Source organism: Clostridia bacterium (assembly GCA_034926675.1).
Lineage (GTDB): Bacteria > Bacillota > DTU025 > DTU025 > DTU025 > JAYFQW01.
The window spans coordinates 1-23,054 of sequence record JAYFQW010000046.1; the positions used below are offsets into that span (position 1 = coordinate 1).

The window sequence follows — 23,054 nt, forward strand, 5'->3', positions numbered from 1 at the left end:
GCGGCGCCGTGATACTTCGCGAGGCGGGCGGGGCGCTCACGGACCTGTCTGGAGAGGCATGGTCTTGCGAATCGGGGAGGCTTGCGGCATCGAACGGGCTTATACACGATGAGATGCTTGACGTGATAGCGCTCGGCCGCACCGGCCTACGCGCACGCGACTAGGGAAGGCGGATCCTGGGAGGCCTGGCATGACGATATTCTCTGTTCTGTGCGTATTCCTGGCCCTTGCGGCCATCGTTGAGTACTCGATCCATTTGCGCACGCTTCGCAGGATACCCGTGCGCATTCAGGTTAATGGAACTCGGGGCAAATCCACCACAACTCGGCTGATTGCTGCTGGATTGAGAGGAGCCGGCCTGCGGGTGATCGCGAAGACAACCGGCACGGCGCCAAGCCTCATCCTGGAAGACGGCTCCGAGCAGCTCATCAAGAGGCGGGGTCGGGCGAACATCTCAGAGCAGATGAGAGTTGCCCGATTCGCAGCATCCCGCGGTGCAGATGCCATTGTGTTGGAGTGCATGGCCTTGGAGCCAGAGAATCAGTGGGTCGCTGAGCACCAGATGGTGAGATCCACCATCGGCGTGATCACTAACGTTCGAGAGGACCACCTCGATGTGATGGGGCCGACACTCCGCGATGTGGGAGAGGCGCTTGCCCTCACAGTGCCTCGAGGTGGGGCTCTGGTGACCGCGGAGAGTGAGATGTTGCCCATATTCGAAGCGGCGGCCCGAAGGCTCGGGGCTGAAGTCCACGTCGTGGATGGGTCAGAGATAGCCGACGAAGTGAACGAGGAGTTCGAGTATGTGAGCTTTAAGGAGAATGTGGCTTGCGCTCTGGCAGCCTGTGAGCTGGCTTCGGTTCCGCGCGACGTCGCGCTGGAAGGGATGCTTCGGGCAGAGGGCGACCCCGGGGCGATGAGGATCATCCGCGTGGAGCGGAATGGACTCTCCTACGTGGTGGCGAACGCCTTCGCTGCTAACGACTACACCTCCACGTTGATGATATGGAGGATGCTCACTAAGAGGTTCGAGATAGTCGCGGAAGCGCGCGCTGGCCAGGCTCGCCCCGTCCGGTCAGGTGCTGATCGGGAGGCGCCGGGCCCGCGGGCACTGCACGGAACTGAGGCACAGGCGTTCGCCACTGTTCGTGGGGGCCAGAACCTGCCTATAGCTGTGGTGATGAACAACAGGGCCGACCGGCTGCCGCGCATCGGCGAACTCGCTCCACTAGTCGCACAGGTGATTCAGCCTGCGAAGGTGTTCCTGATTGGGCAAGCAGGGAGAGTAGCTGCTCGACGTCTTGCGGCCGCTGGCGTCAGGGGCGGCTGCATCATCGACCTGACTTCGGTCGCTGATCCCGAGGAAGTAATGCAGCGGATAGCCGAATCGCTGCCTGCGGGGGCGTTGCTGTTCGCTATGGGCAACACCAAAGGAATGGGCCTCACATTTGCCGACTATTCTGAACGGAACGGGGAATCACTGTGACCATCACTCTCTCCATCGGAATTGGCCTCATAGTCAGTTTCATCTTCACTGAGCTGACTGGCTTGTATGGCGGTGGGCTCATTGTGCCGGGGTATCTGGCCCTATATCTTGATCAGCCTGCGAGGATCATCGCGACGTTCGCGGTGGCCCTGGCAGCCTACGGTGTTGTGTGGGTTCTATCGAGCTTTATGATCCTCTATGGGAGGCGCCGGTTCATGGCGATGGTGCTGGTCGGATTCTGGCTCGGCCTCGGGCTCTCGAGGGTTGGCATTTACTTCAGTTGGGCTCGAAACCTATCTGGCCAGGGATTTAGAGCTGTGGGCTACATCATTCCAGGCCTAATAGCCAACGACATCGCTAGGCAGGGAGCTGTAAGAACGTTCGCATCTGTGCTATTCCTGGCGGCAGTGGTCAGGCTAGCCATGGTGTTCGTTAAGTGACTGGCATAGAAAGCAGGAGGAGCCGGGTGAGTGTGACGGGCGAATCGGGAACGATGAGCAAATTGGCGCGACCGGCCTGGGGAGCAAGGCGCGGAACGGTTAGCGTCGTGCTTCTGCTGCTCAGTGCCTTGATTGCGCTCATGGGCTCATGGGGGGCCCGGCTTGCAGCGCCAGCTGGGCGCGCCGATTGCTACGATGAGCAGGTGATCGCGGCCGAGGTAATGCAGGCTGGCGCCGCCGCAGTGCGTGACCTCCGGTTGGAGCTGGGCATTTCCATCGATCCCGAGATCGATCCGAACGGCACTGGCCTGATCGGCGATGAGTTCACACTGATGACTACGTCCGTCGGCGTGCTTGAGGCAAAGCGTACTTCCACTAACCCTGCGTTTGCGGCGGTAATGGTCAAGTATTTCAGGGAAGCGGGGCTCGCGGCGGGGGATGTTGTGGCAGTGGGGTCAAGCGGCTCGTTTCCCGCTCTGATACTTGCAACGCTATCCGCTGCCCGTGCCCTAGATCTTGAGCCGGTCATGATCTACTCCGTAGGGGCATCGATGTACGGCGCCAACATCCCAGAGCTCACGTTCGTACCCATGCTCGCGAGGCTTAACGAACTCGGCATCATCCCATACAAGCTGGAGGCGGTGTCGCTAGGCGGAGAGTCTGATCAGGGAGGGGGCGCCATCTTCGGAGACGGACGGCCTGTGATGGAGAAGGCAGCGATGAGCGCGGGCGTTCCGGTCATCCGCGAGCCATCGGTGTCGGCAAGCATCGCTGCTCGCCATCGGGTGTTCGAAGAGGCTGCCGCCAGGGTGGGCCGCCCGATAAGCTGTTTCGTGAATGTGGGAGGCGCCACCGCCAACTACGGCAATACCTCGGCGTCGCTTGAGTTTCCGAATGGTCTCGTCATGCGCCCGCCGGTGATGTCCACCGATCCAGAACGCGGTCTCATCTTCGAGTTCGCCGCCGCCGGAGTGCCAGTCATCAACCTCCTGGACGTGCGGGGGCTAGCCATGAAGAACGGCCTGCCTGTGGACCCGGTCCCGCTGCCTGGAATAGGAGAGGGAGGAGTGTACCGCGCAAGGCAGTATTCGCGAGTCGTAGCTGGCCTTGCACTGATTGCGAGCCTGGCGCCGCTGGGGTTCGGCCTGCAAAATGCCAGGAAGCGGCGTGTGTGATGGCGTGGTCTGCGAGACGGAAGGGCACATCGCGCGCGGCGTGCGCGCCGTGTGCGCCGTGCGCGCCGAGAACCCTGCGTGTGTGGCTCAGCGGAGGACGGGCAGCCGGCAAGGCAGGCATGTTCTGCCGCCACTGTGGCGCTAGGTTGAACTAGCGGTGCGGGAGCGACATCCTTGCGGGCGCATCCTCATGAGCCATGCTGGTTTCCAGCAGCGTTAGGTCCCCGGAGACTGCATAATCAGGGCAGTCTGCAGGTATGAGGATCGAGGATCCGGCACTGAGGCCCAGACGCTGGCGCCCTGACTCGTTTGTGCCCCAGCTGAGATCGCCGATGCCGCTGATGACCACAATCGATCTGAAGGTGGCCCTGGAGGCGCTTCGCGTCCATGGGCCCGAGCAGGTCGAACGCCATACGTCGATGCCTGAGAACGAGGATAGGAGCTGCACAGTCCCAGGGCCAGGCGGATCTGGTCGGGTTGTCGCTGGTGTTGCTCCACAATCGATAACATCAAGCGCCTGTTCCACATGGAGTTCTCTCGGCCTGCCGTCAGGCCCGAGCCTTCCGTAGTCCCACAATCGATACACAGTATCCGAGTTCTGCTGGACCTCAGCTACTACCACACCTGCTCCCAGCGAATGAACAACACCGGGCGGGATGGGGATCACATCGCCAGGGGAGACCTCGACCTGCCGTAGGCAGGTCATGATGTCCCCGGCTCCGGCCCTGGATGCGGTCTCGAGTTGCTGGCGAGTGATGCCGGGTCGAAGTCCATATACTATCCTCGCACCTGGGTCTGCCCGGAGAACCAGCCACATCTCTTCCTTCCCCGATTCCCCGGGGCGAAGGCCATCATATCTGCTAGGCGGATGGACCTGTACTGATAGATCCTCTCTTGAGTCCAGCAGCTTGACTAGGAGCGGAAACTCCAAGGCATCTTGGGCCGAACGACTGATCGCGGCGGAACCCACCAGGCCTTGGCCAAACTCAACTTGAAGCTCTGGGATGGTTCGACCACTCAGCGGCCCATTCTCCACCACGGTTGGGCCGTGAGGGTGTGCCGATAGAATCCATGCCTCACCTATGGGGCCAGCCGGCATGTGCGGAAAGTAATGCGCCAGGCGGCGCCCGCCCCATAGTCGCTGCTTGAACTCGGGTTTGAAGGCAAGCGGATAAAGAGTGCTCAAAGACCACGCCTCGCTCTTTCCCCTGGCGCCTTGTGTGGAATGGCGCTGCCGGTTTGTGGACTCAAGGTAATCCTAAGTCTCCGAGGGCGTGCGAGTCAACCCGCCAAGTGAGCGCCACGATGATTGTGGCATCGTGGCAAACCAGTTGACTTACGCACAGAACCACGCTACTATCATTATGTGCATATGCACGAATAGAGTTCGCGAGGGGTGAGTGGATGTCGAGGCCGCGGAAGTGGAGATGTGTGGACAGCCTCCCGTTAGTCTGTTCGTTCGGGCCGCGCCTGAAGGCATCGGACCCTGCGGAGACTGGCGAGGGCCCTGGCTCGGATTCCATCCACAGCCCGGATTTGGGCCCTGGCCAGTCTCTGAGCCCTGATTTAGCTGGCAGCGGCAGGCGAATTGTTCTCACAGTCGATGAACTTGAGGCTGTGCGCTTGAAGGATCTTAATGGGCTTGACCAGGCGGCATGCGCGGAGAGCATGAGTGTATCGAGGGGGACGTTCCAGAGGATTCTGGCATCTGCACGTGCCAAGATCGCCGAGGCGCTAACTGAAGGGCTATGGCTTGACATCTCCGGTGGCGAGTACTGCCTTGCTAAGTGGCAGGCGGTCTGCCCTGACTGTGGGTGCGCGTCTGATCCGGCCAGAGCAGTGGTGCACGGCGCGCCCTGTGGTGTGCCGGCTGGCAGCGGGCAGCGTTGCCCGCATTGTGGAGGAGAGAACGTAACATGGACGAGCTGTCGGCGGACGGGGGGCCATTGTTCTGACCTGGGCTGCCGGCGCCGAAGGCAGTCGTAGAAGCGCGCGGTGATGCCGATTATGTCGCGAGAAGGAGCAGAACATATGACAGGGTATGAACAGGGGGAGCTATCCCACGTGGGGCGCGTGGTTGGGGTGATGAGTGGAAAGGGCGGGGTGGGGAAATCATCGGTTACGGCTCTCTTGGCCGCCGCCCTCGCCCGCAGGGGGCATATTGTCGGCGTGATGGATGCGGATATCACCGGGCCAAGTATGCCGAAGATGTTCGGGGTGCATGGCAGGCTCGAAACTTCAGATGCGGGGATCTTCCCAGCTTTCACAGAACGCTTCGGGATTCGGGTGGTCTCCCTGAACTTGCTGCTCGATGAGGAGGAAGCGCCGGTTGTGTGGCGGGGGCCACTCCTATCAGGAGCGGTGAAGCAGTTCTGGACTGACGTGGTATGGGGCGATCTGGACTTCATGATCATTGATCTCCCGCCGGGCACTGGCGATGTCCCGCTCTCGGTGATGCAGTCGATTCCCCTAGATGGGCTTGTCACCGTGTCATCTCCTCAGGATGTGGCGGTGCTTGTTGTGAAGAAAGCAGTTCAGATGGCGCGCATGATGAATAAGCCCGTTATCGGCCTTGTGGAGAATATGAGCCAGATTGCATGTCCTAAGTGCGGCGAAGTCATCTACCCGTTCGGCAAGCCGCGCGGCGCCGAACTCGCTCGGGAATTGGGAGTCAAGTTCATCGGAGAGCTTCCGATCGATCCGCGCCTTTCGGAATTGGCTGATGCGGGCTTGGCCGAGGAGTATGAACACCCAACCATGGAAGCCCTCGCGGATGCGGTGGTCGCGGCGACATCAGGTCCCGAGGCCTCTGAAGATGGCAAGACCAAAAGGGGAGGAAGCGAGTCTATATGATAATAGCCGTTGGCACTGAGAATGGGGTAGTCTACCCCCACTTTGGAAAGGCGCCGGAATACACTGCATATGCTATTGAGGATGGAAAGATCGTGAGCAAGGAGACGATCTCCAGTCCGGGTCACGGTGTGTGCGGAATGCCCGCATTCATGCAGGAGCACAGGGTGGAAGTTGTTATCGCTGGCGGAATTGGCCAGGGAGCGATCGAGAATCTGATAGTTCGAGGCATCGAAGTCGTGGCGGGCGCGTCGGGCAATGCTGATCAAGTCGTACAGGCGTACCTACGTGGTTCCCTGGCGACCTCCCCTCAAACGTGCGGGTGCGGCGGACACGGACACGATCACGCGCACGAAGGCCGGCATGACCATTGCCATGAGCACGGGCATGCGGATGGGGGATGCTGTGGAGACCATGGGCACGAGCACGGGCACGTGCTGGGCCACGAGAATGAAGAGGGCAAGACCATGTAGCGATCAGTCGCCAATATCTGTCTGTTGCCACGGCGAGGAGCGCGCATGCCTCCTCGCCCTTCCAAGCCTGACCTCAAGATCCGATCCTGTGAAGGTCTTTCTGATCCATGTGACGATCTGTTCTTCCGCGGCGCCATCTGTGGAGATCTTGTCATCGTACATCGACTTGTCAGCTTTGCCATACGCGTCCATCATGGACTGGCCTGGCTGTGAGCATACTGCCCATCCGGCTGAAACCAGGACTGGCGGTGAGCTGCTCTCGACGTTGCGTTCGTCGATGGTCTGCCTCACCTTGCGGATGCATGCGGTTGCTCCTCTTCCATCCATTCCAGGCAACGACGCCGCAAACTCGTCGCCTCCCATCCGAGCGATGATAGCTGAGGGGCCAAATGCTGACCGCAGTATGTTGGCGATTGCCACCAGTTGCTTATCTCCTTCCAGGTGACCGAGGATATCATTAACTACCTTTAGGCCGTCAAGATCGAACAGAAACACTGCGACTGGGCGGATGCAGTCCGCATCGAGCTTCTCGGCATGGGTGAGAAAACACCGCCTGTTGAGAAGGCCAGTGAGCGGATCGTGGTTGCTCAGGTAATCCAGGCGGGTCTCAGTGATACGCCTGCGCAGGATGTTCATGATATCGAGAGCCATTGCCTCGGCCACGCGATTCGTTGACGAGTCCTCAAAGGCCCTTTCATCCTTCGCCAGCAGCACGAAAAAGACATCCATTACTTCGCCGAGACCACTATATGCAACCAACATGCGGGGGAAATCCACTTTGAGATCGAGTTCCTTAGTGGTCTTTCGTATTATGCGCACGTCCGGCTTTGTTTCTCGCCCTTCAGCCTGTTCATGTTGTGCGGATCTGATCTGCTGAAAGTGTTCAATATGTCGAGCCATGATGCGCGCAATGTGCGCTCGCGGGAAACCGTCCGTCTGGCTCAGGCAGGCGACTGTTTTCTCCTCAGTAGTGAATGCCGCGCCTTCATCTGCGCCAGCAGCCTCAACCAGAGCTTTCAGAAGATCGGAACTGATACCCTCTGTAGACCCGTCCGCGTGTCCAAGACGGGCGACGTTGTACAGGGCCTCCAGTTCGGCCTGACGGGACGCCAACTGGCGCTGGGCTACTCTTTCGGCAGTGATGTCGCGTAGAACTACGCCGCGCCCTGCGATGACTCCATGCCGGTCGAGGATAGGACGGGAAGATGCTCGGATCACAAAGTGCTGGCCATTCCTAGTGAGATCGACATCGGATTCCCATGGCTTGCAGCCGTCCTGTGAACGGGATACCTTGCGAAATGGAGCAAGTTCAGCGATTTCGTCCATTGCAATCCCCGGCCTTACCGTGTCTCCGATATCCAGGATCTCTTTGGCTTTAGAGTTGGCGAATACGAATAGTCCCGCTCGGTCTGCCAGGATGATCCCTTCGCCCATGGAATCCGCTACTGCTCTAATCGGGATAGGCTCAACGCCGAGCATCCTAGCTGTTAGGGCTGCCTGAAGAGTAAGAGAGCTTGCAGTCAGCACCAAGAACGGGCCCAGGCTGAATGGCAAGGCATAATATGGCGCCACCATCAGTTTCATGATCCGGCTTATCAGGAACCCAACAGTCCAAACGGCCACGTATCCTAGGTGGATGCGAGCACGGAAGAACCCGCGGGCACAGGAGCGCATCAACGTGGCAAGTGCTGCGAGCATGTAGAGAGAGCTTGTGATGTAGTAGAACCAGAAGCCAGGGCCTCCGTCACTGGCCGTACGGCCGGGTCCAGACCAGAACAGATGAAAGCGATCCTGCGTGGCGAGGGCCAACAAGGCGATAGCCGTGGGTAGGAACGCAGGCAGATACTGAGCTGCCCTGAGCGTATTACGCTGCCCATCATACTTCAAGGAGTAAAGGTGGAGAAGCGGAGCAACGACGGATATCATAGCGATGCTGAGCGCATCGCCTGCAGACCGTATACGTTCTGTCCCCCCTTGCTCGCTGAATCCATAGCCGATCACCCAGAACACCATTCCGGTCATGATGACGGAGAGCAGGGTAAGCGGTTCCCACACGTGCCTTCTGTTGAATGCCCGGAGGGCCGCAATGGCCATAAAAAGGGCAGACAGATGAAAGCACGCTATGTACACGATCTGCAAGATCTCCATTTCCTCAGTCCCCTCGCACAGCCGCCCTGTGCGCTCTAGCTCACGCCACGACCCGAGCTGGTTCCTGGCGTGGCTCCGAATATTCTGTCGATAATCATAACCTATCTTAGGCATTCTCGGCAAGGCCCGAGGGAAGTTGAGTCTTCGATACCCATGGCGCCTCGTGCCTACGACGGCAGGCAAGATGCCGCGATGCCCAGGAGGAGCCCCACGGGTCATGAGCATGGAGGGAGCTGGCGGGCAGAGGGGAGAGTGGTGAGCGGCCGAGGGGCGAGGGCGGGGGGTGAGAACATCGAGAAAGCACGACGGAAGGCTATCGGGGCGCGACGCGAGGCGGGTCAGAATGGTCGACCGCGCCGCGCCCTTTCGCTGCTCCGGGAGGTCCTATTTCACTTCAACGAGCCAGCCTTCTGGCGCCTGAACCAGGCCGGTCTGCATGCCCGCCAGGGTATCGTATAGCTTGCGGGAGACGGGACCGACCTGCTTGCCATCGCCGAACACGTGCAGCTTGCCTTTGTATGAGATGGCGCCGATTGGACTGATGACTGCGGCGGTGCCACAGCAGCCTGCCTCGGAGAACTCGTCGATGCTGTCGATTCGCACCGGTCGCTCCTCGACCTGCATCCCAAGGCAATTCCCAGCGATGTGTAGGAGCGAGAACCGGGTTATCGACGGGAGAATGGAGTTCGACTTCGGGGTGACGAACCTGTTGTCGCGGGTGATGCCGAAGAAGTTGGCTGCACCTACTTCCTCGATGTATGTGTGGGTGGCCGGGTCAAGGTAGATCGCGTCCTGGAAGCCTGCCTTGGCTGCGAGCTCATGCGCCAAGAGGCTGGCGGCGTAATTCCCGCCCACCTTGATATGCCCGGTGCCGTTTGGCGCCGCACGATCATAATCAGTGACGATGAAGTTGACCGGCTGCAGACCGGCCTTGAAGTACGGTCCCACCGGCGAGCCCAGAACCAGGAAGGTGTATTCCCGAGCGGGTCTCACACCTAGGTTGTCTCCAACACCGATTAGCAGAGGCCGAAGGTAGAACGAAGCGCCATGTCCGTAAGGCGGCACCCACTTCATGTTCGCCTTTACAACCTCGATGCAGGCATTTACGAACATCTCCTCTGGCACTTGAGGCATGAGCAGCGTTTCCGCGCTGCGCCGCATCCGTTTGGCATTTTCGTTGGGCCGGAAGATCGCCACGCGCCCATCCGCCATTGTGAAGGATTTCAGCCCTTCGAAGCACTGCTGCCCATAATGGAGGGCAGTCGAGCCCTCGGAAATGTGGAGGACATTGTCCTCGATGAGCTTGCCCTCTGACCAGTTGCCATCTTTCCAGTGGGCGATGTACCGTTTGTCGGTCTTGATGTAGGAGAACCCGAGTTTACTCCAATCAAGAACTGCCTTCTCAACGTTGCTCACGGCAGGACCTCCTAACCCTGTGCTTTTGCGTATCACGCTGTAATCGTAGTCTAGAAGTCAGAGAGTTGTCAATAAAGCGTCACGGGCACAATTGCGCGGGATGTAATGGGGATGCAAGGGGAATGCGAACGAGGCGGGGTGCTCCCGCCTCGTTCGCGCTATCGACATCGTTGGCATCGTTGGCAATGCGCTGCATGCTGCACGCCGTATTGGCCATGGGGGCAGGTTGCCTGCTATTACGGGGTGACGCTGGTCTTATACGTGAACTTGGACCCAACTACCTGTAGGATAACGGCGCTCTTGATTGGGTTCCTATCGGGGCCCATTGTGAGCACACCGCATACTGCCGGAACATTCTTGGTCGCCGCCATCGCATCGCGGATCGCGATACGGTCGAGCTTACCGGCTTTCCCTATAGCGTTCTCCACGATCAAGCAGGCATCATAGGCAAGGGCTGCTAGTGCGTCGGGGTTCACGCCATACTTGGCCTTGTAGGCTTTGAGGAACGAGACTGCCATCGGGTTGGTGCTCTCCGGTGTGTAGTGGTTGGTGAAGAAGCTCCCATCCATTGAGTTGCCAGCGATCTTGGCGAGCTCCGGAGAGTCCCAGCCGTCGGATCCGAGGAAAGTCGCTTTGATCCCGAGCTGGCGCGCCTGTGAAGCCTGAAGCCCCACTGAGTTGTAGTAGTCGGGCAGATACAGCACGTCGGGGTTGGCCTTCTTAATCTTAGTGAGCTGAGCGAAGAAATCCGACTCGCCGGTGCTATAGGACTCGGCCGCCACGATCTTGCCTCCGCCAGCCTTGAACGCCTTTTCGAAGTTCTCGGCGAGGCCTTTAGTATAGTCATTGCCCACGTCGTAGAGCATGGCGGCTGTGTCCGCCTTCATCTCGTTGAGGGCGAACTTGGCCATTACGAGGCCCTGGAAGGAATCGATGAAGCACGCGCGGAAGATGAAGTTCCCAAGCTTGGTTACGGGCTCTGCCGTGGAAGTTCCGGAGATCATAGGAACACCCTTCGACTGCGCAATTGGGGCTCCAGCGAGGGTGCAGTTGCTTGTGCACGAACCCATAATCAGGAGGACTTTGTTCAGGTCGATCAGCTTGGAGACGACGTTCGCGGTCTCAGCTGGAACGCCTTTGTCGTCCTCGATGACGAGCTGGACCTTGTTCCCCAGGATTCCGCCCTTGGCATTGACCTGTTCTGCCCAGAGCTCGGCTGCGTTCTTAGTCGAAATTCCGAAGGACGCGACGTCGCCGACGAGAGGGGCTACGAAGCCGATCTTGATCACCTGTTCGGCAGGTATGGCCGTTGCGCTAAGGGCTAGCATCAGTGCCACAAGTGCACACGCAGTTGCCAGTCTCTTCATCCCTACATCATCCTCCCCATTTTGAAAATGCGCCACAGCGCTCACCCCCATGGGGAAGCCGCCGTGGCTATTAGGAATAACTATACTGACGGAGAAGCCTTCTGTCAATTGAATAAAATGGAATTATCTGCTCCAGTATATGGCCTGATGCGACATTCCAACCCCGGGGTGATCAGGCCATGTAGGCCTTGGTCACCTGCTCATCTGCGCGCAAGTCAGAAGAGGAACCGGATGCGACCACACGTCCCCCGCGAATAACGTATGCCCTGTCCGCAACTGATAAGGCCGCCTGTGCGTTCTGCTCAACGAGAAGAATCGCAGTTCCCATTCGGTTTATCTCGATGATCGCTTCCATCACTCTCTCGACCATTATCGGCGCCAGGCCCATGGACGGTTCATCCATGCATATAAGTGCAGGCGAGGTCACAAGGGCACGCCCAATCGCAAGCATCTGCTGTTCTCCTCCAGAGAGGGTCCCTGCGAGCTGCTTCGCTCGCTCTGCAAGAACGGGAAACAGCTCGTAAGCACGCTCCATGCCGGAGCGCACAGCGGCCCGATCACGGCTGCCGCGAGGGGCAGCTGCGAACGACGATGTCTCTAGGTTCTCCGCCACCGTAAGCTCGGGGAAGATCCGGCGACCCTCTGGGACCATGCTGATTCCCCGGCGCACGATTTCATTGGTGGGTCGCCCATCTATGCGCTGGCCTGCAAGGAGAATCTCCCCGGCGCATGGACGAAGGCGCCCCATCACCGTCTTGAGCATTGTGGATTTCCCCGCAGCATTGCTCCCCAGAAGGGCCACGATCTCGCCGGGATAGACGACAAGATCCACTCCATCGAGCACCTTTGCCTGGCCGTAGGCTGCATGCACAGAGCGCAGATCCAACACAGGTGTGGCGGCTGTGCCCGCGGCGCCCCTCGGCATGCTCGATGTGGGGCGCAGTGCGGCCTCTCTGTTGGCGGCGGAGTACCCGAGGTAAGCCCGCACGACATCAGGATCGGCAGCGACCTGGGATGGCGAACCCTCGGCGATTTTCTCGCCGTGATCGAGCACAATAACTCGGTCGCACGCAGCGGCGATCAGATCCATGTGGTGCTCTATCACCATGATCGTGCAGCCTTGTGCGCGGAGCCTTGCGATGTCGTCGACCAAAGCAGCGATCTCGTCCGGCGCCATGCCGGCGGCGGGCTCGTCGAGCAGCAGAACGCGGGATCTGGTGGCCAGTGCGCGGGCGATCTCCACTCTTCGGCGGTCAGGGTAGGAGAGTGATTTCACTGGGTCCGCCTCGCGCGATGCAAGCTCCGGTCCAATGGAGGTCAGCACCTTCCTCACCCATGCGACTTCCTCCGCCTCCTGTGCCGCATGGCCGGGGGTCCGCAGGATCGCTCCGATGACGTCTGTAGGTTGGTGAAGGTGGCAGCCGGCGAGGACGTTCTCCAGGACTGTCTGGGTGTCATACAGCCTGATGCTCTGGAATGTCCTGGCGATCCCCATGGCGGTGATCTCGTTGGGAGGAAGCCCCACTAACTGATGGCCTGACGAGGATATGCTCCCAGTCGATGGCTTCACAAGGCCAGTAATCAGGTTGAAGAGCGTGGTCTTGCCTGCGCCGTTCGGCCCGATCACGCCGAGTATCTCACCTGCGTGAAGCGTGAAACTGACATCCGACACTGCAGCAAGCCCACCGAAATGGCACGTGAGTCCAGATATCTCGAGTACGGGCTGGGATGGCTGGCGCGTCTGGCGCGTTTGGGGCGGCCGGCGCCGCCGCGATGGCGGCGATGCTAGAGATGCCCGCCTTGGCTTGACATGCACGCTGCCCGCCCTTATTCTGCCGGGGGCAACGGCAGGGGTCAGCCTCTCACCAACCGCCATGAGCCCCTGGGGCCTGAACACTGCCAGCAGAACCAGGGAGAAGCCGTAGATAAGCATGCGATAGATGCTGTATGCCCGAAGGAGTTCCGGCAGGATCTGCAGGAGAAGTACTCCGAGCATGATCCCTGGAACACTCCTAATGCCGCCCAGGATTGCCATGCAGTAGAGGGCAATGGTCTCCGACATCGTGAAGTTCTGAGGGAAAACTGCGCCCTGCCAGGAGGCGAACAGCGCTCCGGCAAGCCCTGCGATCGCAGCGCCCGCAAGGAAAGCCGTCACTCTGTAGCGCTTCACATTCACGCCCATGCACGACGCTGCAGTCTCGTCTTCCCTCAGCGCGTTCCAGGCCCTGCCGACTTTTGAACCGACGAGCCTGCTCACGACCACGAGCGTGGCCAGCGCAAACGCCCATATCAGCACGTACGACGAGTGCATTGAGGAGAGCGTGAGGCCGAGAATACGGGGAGGATCGATAGCCACGATTCCATTAGGCCCGTTCGTGATGTTGATGGGGCGATCCGCGTTGTTGAGCAGGATCCTGACTATCTGGCCGAACCCGAGGGTGACCATGGCGAGATAGTCGCCGTGCAGCCGCAGGGTGGGCAGGCTCACTGCGGCTGCAGCGAGCAGTGCCGCCGCAATAGATGCCATGGCCGCCGGGATGAACGGAAGATGGATTCCAAAGTGCGGTGAGGCCAGAAGTGCGTACACGTAGGCCCCGATGCCGTAGAACCCAGCATAGCCAAGGTCTAGCAGTCCAGCGTGGCCCGCGACTATGGAAAGACCTGCGCTGAGCATCACGTAGATTCCGATTGATCCACCTGCTCTAATGAGGTAGTAGTTGCCTGTTAGCAGAGGTATGGGGAGCATGATCGCGTATGCCGCGAATACGGCGGCCCGGGACAGCCAACCTGCTTCCCGAGGGGCGGCTGGAAGAATGCCAGGCTCAGAACCGCCTTGAGGCGACGGTCTTCTTTTCCTGAGGATCTGGCTGAATCCAAACGACATATGCCACTCCGCCTTTCACGCTCTTGTACGCGACTCCTGACCAAACAGGCCCGCAGGTTTGAGAATAAGGGTGAGGATGAGCACTGCGAACACGATTGCATCCTTGTACACGGGAGGCGCCAACAACACTCCGACGCTCTCAGCGAGGCCCAGAACGAGCCCGCCGGCCATCGCTCCGTGGAAATTCCCTATCCCGCCGAGCACTGCGGCCGTAAACGCTTTCAGACCCGCCGAGAAGCCAATCATGAAGTCTACCTGCATATAGTACATGCCAACCATGACCCCTGCTAACCCTGCGAGCGCAGAGCCAAGTACGAATGTGGCGGATATCACCATTGAAGTGCGTATCCCCATGTACTCCGCTGCCTCTGCATCTTGGCTGGTGGCCCGCATCGCGCAGCCGAACCTGGTGCGAGACACGATTAGGTCGAGCATGGTCATGATGAGCAGGGATGTCCCGATCATCGCCAGACGAGTTGCGCTCACGGTGGCTCCTGCGAAATGGATCACCCAGTCCTGTGGGATCAGGAGTTCGGTGGCGTAGGCCTTGGCTCGGGCCGAAGTGAGCAGCATCGCGGCGTTCTCCAGGACGATCGACACGCCGAGGGCCGAGATGAGTGGCGCAAGACGTGAGCCTCCGCGCAGGGGCCGGTAGGCGAATCTCTCGATGGCCAGGCCGAGCAATGAGGTGACTGCCACTGCACCTGCCCCCATTGCGAGAAGGATCAGAATCGGGCTCACGATTGGCGCGCCGCCGCGGGTGAGGAGCGACAGCACTCCCCATCCCGCGAAGGCGCCGATCATCAGCACATCGCCGTGAGCGAAGTTCAACATCTTGAGGATGCCGTAGACCATCGAGTAGCCCAACGCTAGGAGAGCGTAGACGCTTCCGAGAGTAAGGCCGTTCACTATCTGTTGAGGTATCTGGGCGAGAAGCTGATCCATGGGATACACCTCGTTGTTCCGCCACCGCGCACTGCAGGCAGTTTTGGCCTGCATGCTGCTGCTGCTACTTGCCGGCCGCCGCCGGGTACTCTCTTACTTGCGCGAAGTCGTCCCCCTTGACCTGATACACGAAGATACTCGAGCCCACCACATCGCCTTTCGGGTCGAAACTGATGGGGAAGCCTAGAATGCCCTTGAAACTCACTGTCTTCGCCACTGCCTGGAGGACTTCTGCCCGGTTGAACTTGGATGCCCCTAGGGATGAGGCCTGCTTCATGGCGGCGATCAGAATGTTGGTCGCCTCGTACGACTGCCCGGAGAACACGCTCATCGCACCGTACTTGCCTTCAAACTTGCGGATGAACTCGCGGGCGTCGGCGACTTCCTTGATGTCGCGTCCTATAGACGTCACGTACATCCCCTCGGCGAGCCCACCTGCTCCAGCAATGAGCTGGTCCCTCTCCTTCACGCCATCCCCTCCCATGTACTTCGGGGATAAGCCAAGCCCCGCCGCCTGCTTGATGAGGGCTGCTGCCTGTGCCGGATTCGCCATACCGAGGTATAGCAGGTCAGGTTTTGCCGCCTTCACCTTGGTGAGGATGGGCGAGAAGTCCCTATCATCCGTGGTTGCCTGCCCACGGGAGAACTTGACTCCAGATGCCTTAAGAGATAACTCGACCTGATCTGCGAGGCCCTGTCCGTAGGAGGTCTTGTCATCTATCAGATACACGTACTTCGCCTTGATGACTTCCACGATAAACCTGGCTGCCGCCGGCCCCTGGGCATCGTCGCGGGGGCATATCCTGTGCATGACCTTGTAGCCCATGTCGGTGAGGGCGGGATTGGTTGCGGACTGGCTGATGACCACAAGGCCTGCACGCTGGTAAGTAGGGAGCGCTGCCTGTGTAGTCTGGCTGTTCATCGGGCCGACCACTCCCAGGACCGCCTTGTCCATCGCGAGCCTCTCAGCGACGAGGATGGCCTTTGATGGGTCACCGCCGTCGTCGGCTTCAACGATCTCGATCTTCCGCCCATCAATGCCGCCGTTGGCGTTAGCCTCGTCAACAGCCATTCTAATGGCGTTCAGAGCGTCGAGGCCGATCTTGGAGAGGTCTCCCGTGAATGGACCTGCCGCTCCTATCTTTACTGGCGGCAGGGGTGCGCGGCCCAGCCCTGGGGCTGATAACGATAGAAGCGCGGCGAGGATGAGGACCATGAGTACTCTTTTCTTCATTTGAAGTGCCTCCTATCTATTTGGTTGACTGGGATGGATGGTCTCCGATTCGAGTTGTTGCCCACTGGGTTAAGCCAAGCCGCTGTAGTGTAGCAGCGGTTGGAATTCCGGATGCCCGATCCCAGCCGCGGGCGTCGTAGTATTCATCGAGCATCTCGTCTAGCGGCACTGTGCTTCCGCTGGTTTCGCCACACCCTTCAGGCATGGGCTCTGCGAGAAACCGGCGCGGGAGGGTGTCATCGCGGCGCCGTATCCCAAGCGAAGCAATGAAACATCGCTCGAGATTGACTGTCCTCTCACATGCATCTCTGACTGCGCATTCCGAAAATGGCAGCCCTGTGGCTGCTGCCAGCAGTTGCGCCGCGTCGGCGAAGGAAAGGACCTCCATATTGGTGATGGTGTTCTTGCACGCGTCGAGGGCGTCGGCAAGGGCTGAAAGCTCCTCATAGTGCTTCACGACCCTGCCCTTCCCACGGCTCCCCAGGCGGAAGGCTGATTCTGCTGAACCGAAACGAGCGAGGCCCGCAGCTGCGTCCTCCGTGAACTCGAAGGACGGTTCCGAGCGCAGATGGTCGCCGCCTCGACTTGCGACCGCATTGCCCAGAGCGTAACCCTTGATTCCCCGTGGATCCGCCATGAAGAGCTCCAAGCCCTTTACGTGCATTGCAAGCTCCTCACTTCCCCGACCAATTCGGCGGGCCGCCTCTCGGACTCCGTCGGCAAGCACGTCACCGAAACCATGTCGTGCCGCGATTCTCTCTATCATGGCAAACACGGTGTCCATGTTGCCCCAGGACAGATCCAGCCCGTCGGCCTCCGCAGAGGTTATGATTCCACGCTCGAAACACTCCATGGAGAAGGAAATGCACTCTGAAGTCGTGATCACGTCCATTCCCAGGCGATTGCACAGGCTAGTTGCGGCGAGCCCGGAAGCGAGGTCCGGGTTGCCTACCCGCGATGTGAAGGCGGCGAGCCCCTCGAATTCCGGGCCTTCGCTGCGCAGGCCCGCGTGAGGCCCCGCCGTTATCTCGAAGAACCGGGAGCATGGTATGGTGCACGACTGGCACGCTTTGCCTTTCACCCGGAATCGGTCAGCGAGAGCCTCTCCGCTCACCATGGAGGCGTGCTCAAACCGGCCCATCTGATAGTGGCGAGTTGAGAGGCATCCCATGGAATTGAGGGAAGAGAGGAGCCTCGTGGTCCCCAGTGCTACACGGGAGCCATAGTCTGAATGCGAGTAGATGCGGGAATCCACAGCGGCGACCAGCCGGACGAAGCGATCAGGGTCAGAGACTGCAACAGGCTTTGTGCCTCGGACCACGATGGCTTTGAGCCCTTTCGATGCCATCACTGCGCCCATACCGGTCCGAGCTGCAGCGCGGACCAGATTGCAGAATATGCCCGCGAACTTCACGCCTGCCTCTGCCGCTGGACCCACGGCTGCCACCTGCGCCCGCGGGCCATGCACTGCATGAAGATAGTGCTGGACTGCTGGGATTTCCGCGCCTGCAAGCTCCGGACAGGGGATCAGCTTCACTTGATCATCCTCTATGACCAGGTAGGAAAGCTCGGATGCGGCGCCAGTGATAATCACCCGGTCATAGCCCGCGTACCGGAGTTCAGCTCCGAAGAACCCGCCTGCGTTCGAGTCACCGAGTATGCCTGTTTGGGGCGACTTGGACGTGAAGTTGACTCTGCCTGATCCTGGGAACATGGTTCCGGCCAGAGGACCGACCCCGATGATCAGGGCGTTTTCGGCGGAGAGCGGGTCCACATCCGGGGCTGCGCCGAGTTCCCGAACTAGCGTGGCCACGTTCGCGCCGCGTCCGCCGATGTAGCTGAGGGCGAGGGAAGGGTCGGATGGCTCAGCCGTAAACCGCGGCGCGGAGAGGTTGGCGCGCATAGTGCGGCCTGCGTAGGCGTATGCATGTGCATCGGCCGATGCGCCAAATGCCCTCGCGCAGAGCGTCGTGACCTCGTTCGCTGGGACTTGGTTCGCTGGGACTTGGTTTGCTTGGATTGGGTTTGCTTGGATTGGGTTTGCTTGGGCCGCGGGAGAGACTGGACCTTGGGCGACGCCTGCACTCCGCCGGGCCGAAGATTTGCCGTGGAGGACAGTTTCCCCAAATGAGATGGCGCCAGTAGCGCATCGCGCCACGCATTGGGGATCGCCTCCGCACAAGTCGCAGATCAAGGGGGCCGTCCGTCCGGCTGCAAAGTGGACGGCGCCGTGGGGGCATGCCTCTCTGCAGGCTTCGCACCCCATACATAGGGATTCGTCGAGTGATAGACGACTAGCGCCACCACCAATGATGGCAGCAGTGAGCGCGCCCGCCGGGCACGCCGCTACGCAGGGCGCATCGGAGCATTGACGACACACGATCGGAAGGTCCAGCCCTTCTTCATCGACCTTGTGGACCCGGATGCGCGACCGCTCAGGCCAGAAACAGCGCTCATGAGCGAAACTGCACGCCAGCTCACATGCGCGGCATCCCGAGCATAGCTCGCGTGTAACTGCTATACAGACTGATCCGACCTGGCGTGTCATACGAGCATTGCCTGCCTTTCGCGATGCCTCGTAGGCGAACTGATGCATCGGAGCGTGAGGAGTACGAAAAAAGAAGCCCATCCCGCTAGGGACGAGCTTCACACTCGTGGTGCCACCCTAATTAGGTAGAATAGCCTACCTATCTCATTACAGAGCACGGCCTGCCGGTAACAGGAGGCGATGCCCATGCCTTATAACGGTGGCTTCCGGCTCGGCCTACTAGGCGCCCTTCGGGTCCTTTCGGCCTGCGACTCCGGGGTCCACTCACCACACCCATCGCGCGGAGCTCACACCGTCCTCCGCTCGCTTTGGTCAGGGCCTGCGTGGCTACCTTCCCCTTCAACGTCTTTCAGTTGGCTCATCATTCAGCTTTGATCATATGAAACAACATATGACGGGAGTTGTCAAGAGGCGCCTCGGATGATATGTTATGCGTCTGTGATATTGTCCTCCTTGAGCGCGACTGAGATAATGTCCCCTATGAACAAGGGCGACATCATCTTGACAGAAAATGCCTCGAGTTCTTATTGAATGCGCTCCAGATGCTCTCGGCCGCGCACTATGCGCACGGAAACGCAAGGCGCACAGCCCTGCTTGATGATTCGACTGGAGAGATGGTCCGGATTGATCCAACGGGTGGTCAGTATCTGTCCATCGAAGAGCAGAAGCTGGACCGCAAGTATCCACCCAGTGTCGCTTATCAGTAGGCGGCCCTCGTTTCGCGCAGAAACTGCGGTCAGAATATGGGAAACCGGGGCTCGGGACAGCTCCACACGCTCCTAAAACACGTTCTCATGCCGTGGGTGGCCAATTGCAGTCCAGCGAAGCACGAAGGCTGCAAACAACGTGATCAGGGGGTGGATCAAGACGGTCCATCCCTGGATCGGCATGGCGCCTCGATAGCGAAAACCACGGAGGACATGCCGAAGCCACCGCGCCAATGGCTTGCTCTAGCTTACAGATGCAACGATTCCGTGCACGATTTGACTGAGGAGAAGGCGAGTGCGCGAGTCAGTCGCCATCGGACTGCAACTGATGGCCGAGTGGGATTTCTCGGCGACTACCGCCTTACTGGAACAGTGGCTGGCTGACCAGTCCACGCTTCTGGAAGCGAGAGCCGTCGCTGCCGCCTTGGCACACCCGCTGATCCTGCATGAGGAGCGACAGGCAGCAGTTGCGCTGCAGGGGTATACGCACCTATGGTTGCACTGAATATGCTGTATTGGGGCGGCGCGCGACCGGGCGCAGAGTGCCACTGGAGACCGTGCGTGACATGGATTCGGCGCGCCGGCTGTTCGCGCCATGATGGAGGTGTGCGCTCCAATGCAGTTTGGCGTGGATTTCGCCAGCTACTATCCTTGGTGGTACTGGTGGCTACGGTGGATCATCGTGGCTGTGCTGGTCTATCTGATACTCCGGACATTGCTGCTTGTGCCTTAGCGCCGGCGCACTGGCGTGTGGTACGCCATGACGCCCTGCATATTGCCTGCGACAGGCGGGTGCGTTGGACCGCACCCGCCATGTTTCGCAGAACAGGACGTCACCGCTGAGATAGCTCCGGAACCCGCACATGACGATGCAGGGTGATGAGTTTAACCACTTCCACCATGAGCAGCAGGAAGATGCTGATTCCGAAGACCTCCGCCCACTCTGTGGAGCCTAGGGCCACAACGCCTAGGGTCTTGCCTATCACTGGGATGAGGTGCGGCGCGAAGGCCAGGATGAACCCGCCGATCACCGATGCCAGCAGAGGCTTGTTGGATGTGATGCTTCCAGTGGTGAACATGCTCCTTCGCATGCTTCTGTAGGCGAACACATACACAAGCGATATTACAGCGAGCGTCTCAAAGGCCACTGTGCGAGCCAGGGCAATGTCGTTGTGCGTGCGCCAGTAGTGGCCGAACAGCACCAGGATGCCAAGGGCTGCTGAGGTGCTTATCCCTGCGATCAGGCCCATGCCCATCCTGCCGAGTATGGGTTCGGAGGCGGGCCGAGGCGGCTCGCTCATGATCCCGTCCTCTTTGGGCTCGAAACCGAGCACGATGTCGACAGGGCCATCACAGATGAGGTGCACCCAGAGGATCTGGGCGACCGCCACTGGGGCAGGCCAGCCAAGGAGCATTGCCGTGAACACCAACAGTATCTCTGCGAACGAGTTGGAAAGGGTGTATGATACTACCTTCTTGATGTTCTGGAAGACCACACGACCCTCTTCGATGGCGCCGACTATCGTAGCGAAGTTGGAATCCAGCAGCACAAGGTCAGCTGTTTCCTTCGCAACTTCTGTGGCTGTGCCCACCACCACGCCGATGTTCGACTTCTTGAGGGCTGGCGCATCGTTCACTCCGTCTCCTATCATGGCCACAACCTCGCCGCGATCCTGCAACGCTGCGACGATGCGGAGTTTCTGATGAGGAGATATCCTTGAGAACACAATCGCGTCCTGAACGCGCTGTTTCAGTGTGGCGTCGTCCATCAGGTCAAGCTCTGTGCCTTCCACGACATCCGAGCCGAATCTGTCGAGGCCGACCTCCCGGGCCACCTTCAGGGCTGTGCGCCTGTGATCGCCGGTGATCATCTTCACTCTTATTCCGGCCTTGGCGCACGTCTCCACAGCCTCTCGCACCCCCTCGCGGACTGGGTCTTCGATGCCCACGAGGCCAGCCCATGTGTATCCGGAATTGGATGCGCCGACCGCCTGTTCGAACTCCTCTAGGGCGAGATCCCCGGATTCAAGCTGGAAAGCCTGCTCGTCGCCAACGGACACCGGCGCATAGGCCAGGCCGATGAGCTTGAGACCGCGGTCTGCCCACGTGTCGGCCAACTCCAACGCGGCTTTCCGGCCTTCGTCAGAAAGCGTGCATTGGCTGACTACGGCCTCAGGCGCTCCCTTGAGAAGCATGAATGCCTGACTGCCGATTCGGTTGATGGTCTTCATGTGCTTGGTCTCACTGGAGAACGGCTCCTCGGCAAGGCGAGGGGACTCCTTGACCATGTCCTGGAATCCCGCACCGACCTTACCTGAGGAGTAATCCCAGAGAGATGTCTCAAGGGAGTCCTCGAGGTTGTTGTTCAGGGCTAGGATCTTCAGAGCCATGGTTTCGTCTTCAAACTTGGCGCTGGTAACCTTCATGTGGCCTTCGGTTAGGGTTCCAGTCTTGTCGGTGCAGATCACGGTCACAGACCCGAGGGTCTCAACAGCGAGCATGCGTTTGACTAAACCCTTGCGCTTCAGCACTTTCTTCATGCCGAGGACCAGGATCACCGTGACTGCGATCAGAAGTCCTTCTGGTATGGCTGCAATGGCGAGGATTATGGCAACTCTCACCATGTCGAGGGCGGGCTTGCCGGCCAATACGCCAGCGGCGAATAAGGCCAATGTGAGCACTATTACGATCTTGGTGAGCTGGTGGCTGAACTCCTCAAGCCGCCTCTGCAAAGGAGTCTTCTCCTCGGCAGTATCGCTCAGTGATGCGGCGATCTTGCCAAGCTCAGTCCTAGGCCCGATGCCGCTCACTTCCATGACTGCATGGCCCGCGAGTATTGTTGTGCCCATGTAGATGGTGTCGCCGTGACGCTTAGGAACTGATTCGCTTTCGCCGGTCAGAATAGCCTCGCTCACAGTGAGCCTGACGCTCTCGAGAATACGGCCATCGGCTGGGATCTTGTCGCCGGCGTTTAGGATGACTACGTCCCCTGGAACTAGCTCACGCACTTCGACCTCTCGCCTGACTCCTCCGCGGACGACCGTGGCGATGGGCTTCACCAGGCCCTTCAAGCTCTCGTAGGTTTTCGTGGTCTCATATTCCTGCACAAAGCCGAGGACTACGTCGAAAAGCACAACTGCCATGATGATGGCGAAGTCCTTGACTTCACGCATGATCAGCGACACTAGAGCCGCTGCGAGCACCACATACACCAGTGGGCTCTTGAACTGCTCCAGAAGTATAGAAATGGGAGAAACGCCCTTGCCAGACGATAGGATGTTCTCTCCATACTGTTCACGAAGGCGGGCGATCTCGCCGTCATTGAGACCGGCGTAGCTCTCATTGGATGCGGTCTGTGCGATCATCAGTCAAAGCCTCTCT

Annotated in this window: 17 protein-coding genes; 8 read left to right on the top strand and 9 right to left on the bottom strand. The window is 59.6% G+C overall.

Annotated features, from left to right (window positions below):
• Window positions 1-190: 190 nt before the first annotated feature.
• The 3 genes from pgsB to pgsW are packed head-to-tail and all read left to right on the top strand — an operon-like array spanning window position 191 to window position 3,101.
• Window positions 191-1,486: a poly-gamma-glutamate synthase PgsB gene (pgsB, locus tag VB144_11085; GenBank protein ID MEA4884175.1), complete on the top strand. Its 1,296-nt coding sequence runs from the start codon at window positions 191-193 to the stop codon at window positions 1,484-1,486.
• Window positions 1,483-1,926 (top strand): poly-gamma-glutamate biosynthesis protein PgsC, encoded by a 444-nt coding sequence (gene pgsC / locus VB144_11090; protein MEA4884176.1) that lies wholly within the window; start codon window positions 1,483-1,485, stop codon window positions 1,924-1,926. The genes pgsB and pgsC overlap by 4 nt, the downstream gene beginning before the upstream one ends.
• A gap of 26 nt (window positions 1,927-1,952) precedes the next feature.
• Entirely contained in the window at window positions 1,953-3,101 is a 1,149-nt protein-coding gene (gene pgsW / locus VB144_11095; protein MEA4884177.1) for a poly-gamma-glutamate system protein, read from the top strand.
• A gap of 151 nt (window positions 3,102-3,252) precedes the next feature.
• Here pgsW and VB144_11100 read toward each other — a convergent pair whose 3' ends face one another.
• On the bottom strand, window positions 3,253-4,287 hold the full coding sequence (locus VB144_11100; GenBank protein MEA4884178.1) for a type I phosphomannose isomerase catalytic subunit: 1,035 nt from the start codon (window positions 4,285-4,287) through the stop codon (window positions 3,253-3,255).
• 218 nt (window positions 4,288-4,505) lie between these two features.
• Here VB144_11100 and VB144_11105 point away from each other — a divergent pair, with 218 nt between their 5' ends.
• From VB144_11105 to VB144_11115, 3 genes are read left to right on the top strand one after another with little or no spacing between them, the layout of a single operon-like run.
• Complete coding sequence (locus VB144_11105; GenBank protein ID MEA4884179.1) at window positions 4,506-5,087, top strand: DUF134 domain-containing protein; 582 nt, start codon at window positions 4,506-4,508, stop codon at window positions 5,085-5,087.
• Between the two features lie 45 nt (window positions 5,088-5,132).
• Window positions 5,133-5,954, top strand: a complete 822-nt coding sequence (locus VB144_11110) for an Mrp/NBP35 family ATP-binding protein (protein MEA4884180.1) — start codon at window positions 5,133-5,135, stop codon at window positions 5,952-5,954.
• Window positions 5,951-6,424, top strand: a complete 474-nt coding sequence (locus VB144_11115; protein ID MEA4884181.1) for a NifB/NifX family molybdenum-iron cluster-binding protein — start codon at window positions 5,951-5,953, stop codon at window positions 6,422-6,424. Before VB144_11110 ends, VB144_11115 begins: the two co-directional genes overlap by 4 nt.
• A gap of 3 nt (window positions 6,425-6,427) precedes the next feature.
• Here VB144_11115 and VB144_11120 read toward each other — a convergent pair whose 3' ends face one another.
• The 7 genes from VB144_11120 to VB144_11150 form a co-directional block, all read right to left on the bottom strand.
• Entirely contained in the window at window positions 6,428-8,572 is a 2,145-nt protein-coding gene (locus VB144_11120) for a diguanylate cyclase (GenBank protein ID MEA4884182.1), read from the bottom strand.
• 384 nt (window positions 8,573-8,956) lie between these two features.
• A complete protein-coding gene (locus VB144_11125) occupies window positions 8,957-9,988 on the bottom strand; it encodes a branched-chain amino acid aminotransferase (GenBank protein ID MEA4884183.1) in 1,032 nt (343 codons plus the stop codon).
• A gap of 236 nt (window positions 9,989-10,224) precedes the next feature.
• Window positions 10,225-11,355: an ABC transporter substrate-binding protein gene (locus tag VB144_11130; GenBank protein ID MEA4884184.1), complete on the bottom strand. Its 1,131-nt coding sequence runs from the start codon at window positions 11,353-11,355 to the stop codon at window positions 10,225-10,227.
• A 172-nt stretch (window positions 11,356-11,527) separates the two neighbouring features.
• Window positions 11,528-14,239, bottom strand: coding sequence for a branched-chain amino acid ABC transporter ATP-binding protein/permease (locus tag VB144_11135; protein ID MEA4884185.1), 2,712 nt, complete (start codon window positions 14,237-14,239; stop codon window positions 11,528-11,530).
• Between the two features lie 15 nt (window positions 14,240-14,254).
• The gene (locus VB144_11140) at window positions 14,255-15,184 is read right to left on the bottom strand and encodes a branched-chain amino acid ABC transporter permease (protein MEA4884186.1); all 930 of its coding nucleotides are present in this window, start codon (window positions 15,182-15,184) and stop codon (window positions 14,255-14,257) included.
• 64 nt (window positions 15,185-15,248) lie between these two features.
• Entirely contained in the window at window positions 15,249-16,418 is a 1,170-nt protein-coding gene (locus VB144_11145; protein MEA4884187.1) for a branched-chain amino acid ABC transporter substrate-binding protein, read from the bottom strand.
• 16 nt (window positions 16,419-16,434) lie between these two features.
• Window positions 16,435-18,321, bottom strand: a complete 1,887-nt coding sequence (locus VB144_11150; GenBank protein ID MEA4884188.1) for an aldehyde ferredoxin oxidoreductase family protein — start codon at window positions 18,319-18,321, stop codon at window positions 16,435-16,437.
• Window positions 18,322-19,508: 1,187 nt separating this feature from the next.
• Between VB144_11150 and VB144_11155 the strand changes: the two genes are divergently transcribed.
• Both VB144_11155 and VB144_11160 read left to right on the top strand, forming a co-directional pair.
• Window positions 19,509-19,673, top strand: a complete 165-nt coding sequence (locus tag VB144_11155; GenBank protein MEA4884189.1) for a hypothetical protein — start codon at window positions 19,509-19,511, stop codon at window positions 19,671-19,673.
• 295 nt (window positions 19,674-19,968) lie between these two features.
• Window positions 19,969-20,178: a hypothetical protein gene (locus VB144_11160; protein MEA4884190.1), complete on the top strand. Its 210-nt coding sequence runs from the start codon at window positions 19,969-19,971 to the stop codon at window positions 20,176-20,178.
• 328 nt (window positions 20,179-20,506) lie between these two features.
• Here the strand turns inward: VB144_11160 and VB144_11165 are convergent, their stop codons facing one another.
• Window positions 20,507-23,038 carry an HAD-IC family P-type ATPase gene (locus tag VB144_11165; protein MEA4884191.1) on the bottom strand — a complete coding sequence of 844 codons (2,532 nt, stop codon included), beginning with the start codon at window positions 23,036-23,038 and terminating at the stop codon, window positions 20,507-20,509.
• Window positions 23,039-23,054 lie beyond the last annotated feature (16 nt).

Bases quoted from the DNA above. Each gene is read 5' to 3' on its own strand.
- VB144_11105 (MEA4884179.1), top strand. From the start codon at position 4,506: ATGTCGAGGCCGCGGAAGTGGAGATGTGTGGACAGCCTCCCGTTAGTC.
- VB144_11150 (MEA4884188.1), bottom strand. From the start codon at position 18,321: ATGCGCGCCAACCTCTCCGCGCCGCGGTTTACGGCTGAGCCATCCGAC.
- VB144_11120 (MEA4884182.1), bottom strand. From the start codon at position 8,572: ATGGAGATCTTGCAGATCGTGTACATAGCGTGCTTTCATCTGTCTGCC.
- VB144_11115 (MEA4884181.1), top strand. From the start codon at position 5,951: ATGATAATAGCCGTTGGCACTGAGAATGGGGTAGTCTACCCCCACTTT.
- VB144_11130 (MEA4884184.1), bottom strand. From the start codon at position 11,355: ATGAAGAGACTGGCAACTGCGTGTGCACTTGTGGCACTGATGCTAGCC.
- VB144_11145 (MEA4884187.1), bottom strand. From the start codon at position 16,418: ATGAAGAAAAGAGTACTCATGGTCCTCATCCTCGCCGCGCTTCTATCG.
- VB144_11140 (MEA4884186.1), bottom strand. From the start codon at position 15,184: ATGGATCAGCTTCTCGCCCAGATACCTCAACAGATAGTGAACGGCCTT.
- VB144_11155 (MEA4884189.1), top strand. From the start codon at position 19,509: ATGCTCTCGGCCGCGCACTATGCGCACGGAAACGCAAGGCGCACAGCC.
- VB144_11165 (MEA4884191.1), bottom strand. From the start codon at position 23,038: ATGATCGCACAGACCGCATCCAATGAGAGCTACGCCGGTCTCAATGAC.
- VB144_11135 (MEA4884185.1), bottom strand. From the start codon at position 14,239: ATGTCGTTTGGATTCAGCCAGATCCTCAGGAAAAGAAGACCGTCGCCT.
- VB144_11110 (MEA4884180.1), top strand. From the start codon at position 5,133: ATGACAGGGTATGAACAGGGGGAGCTATCCCACGTGGGGCGCGTGGTT.
- pgsB (MEA4884175.1), top strand. From the start codon at position 191: ATGACGATATTCTCTGTTCTGTGCGTATTCCTGGCCCTTGCGGCCATC.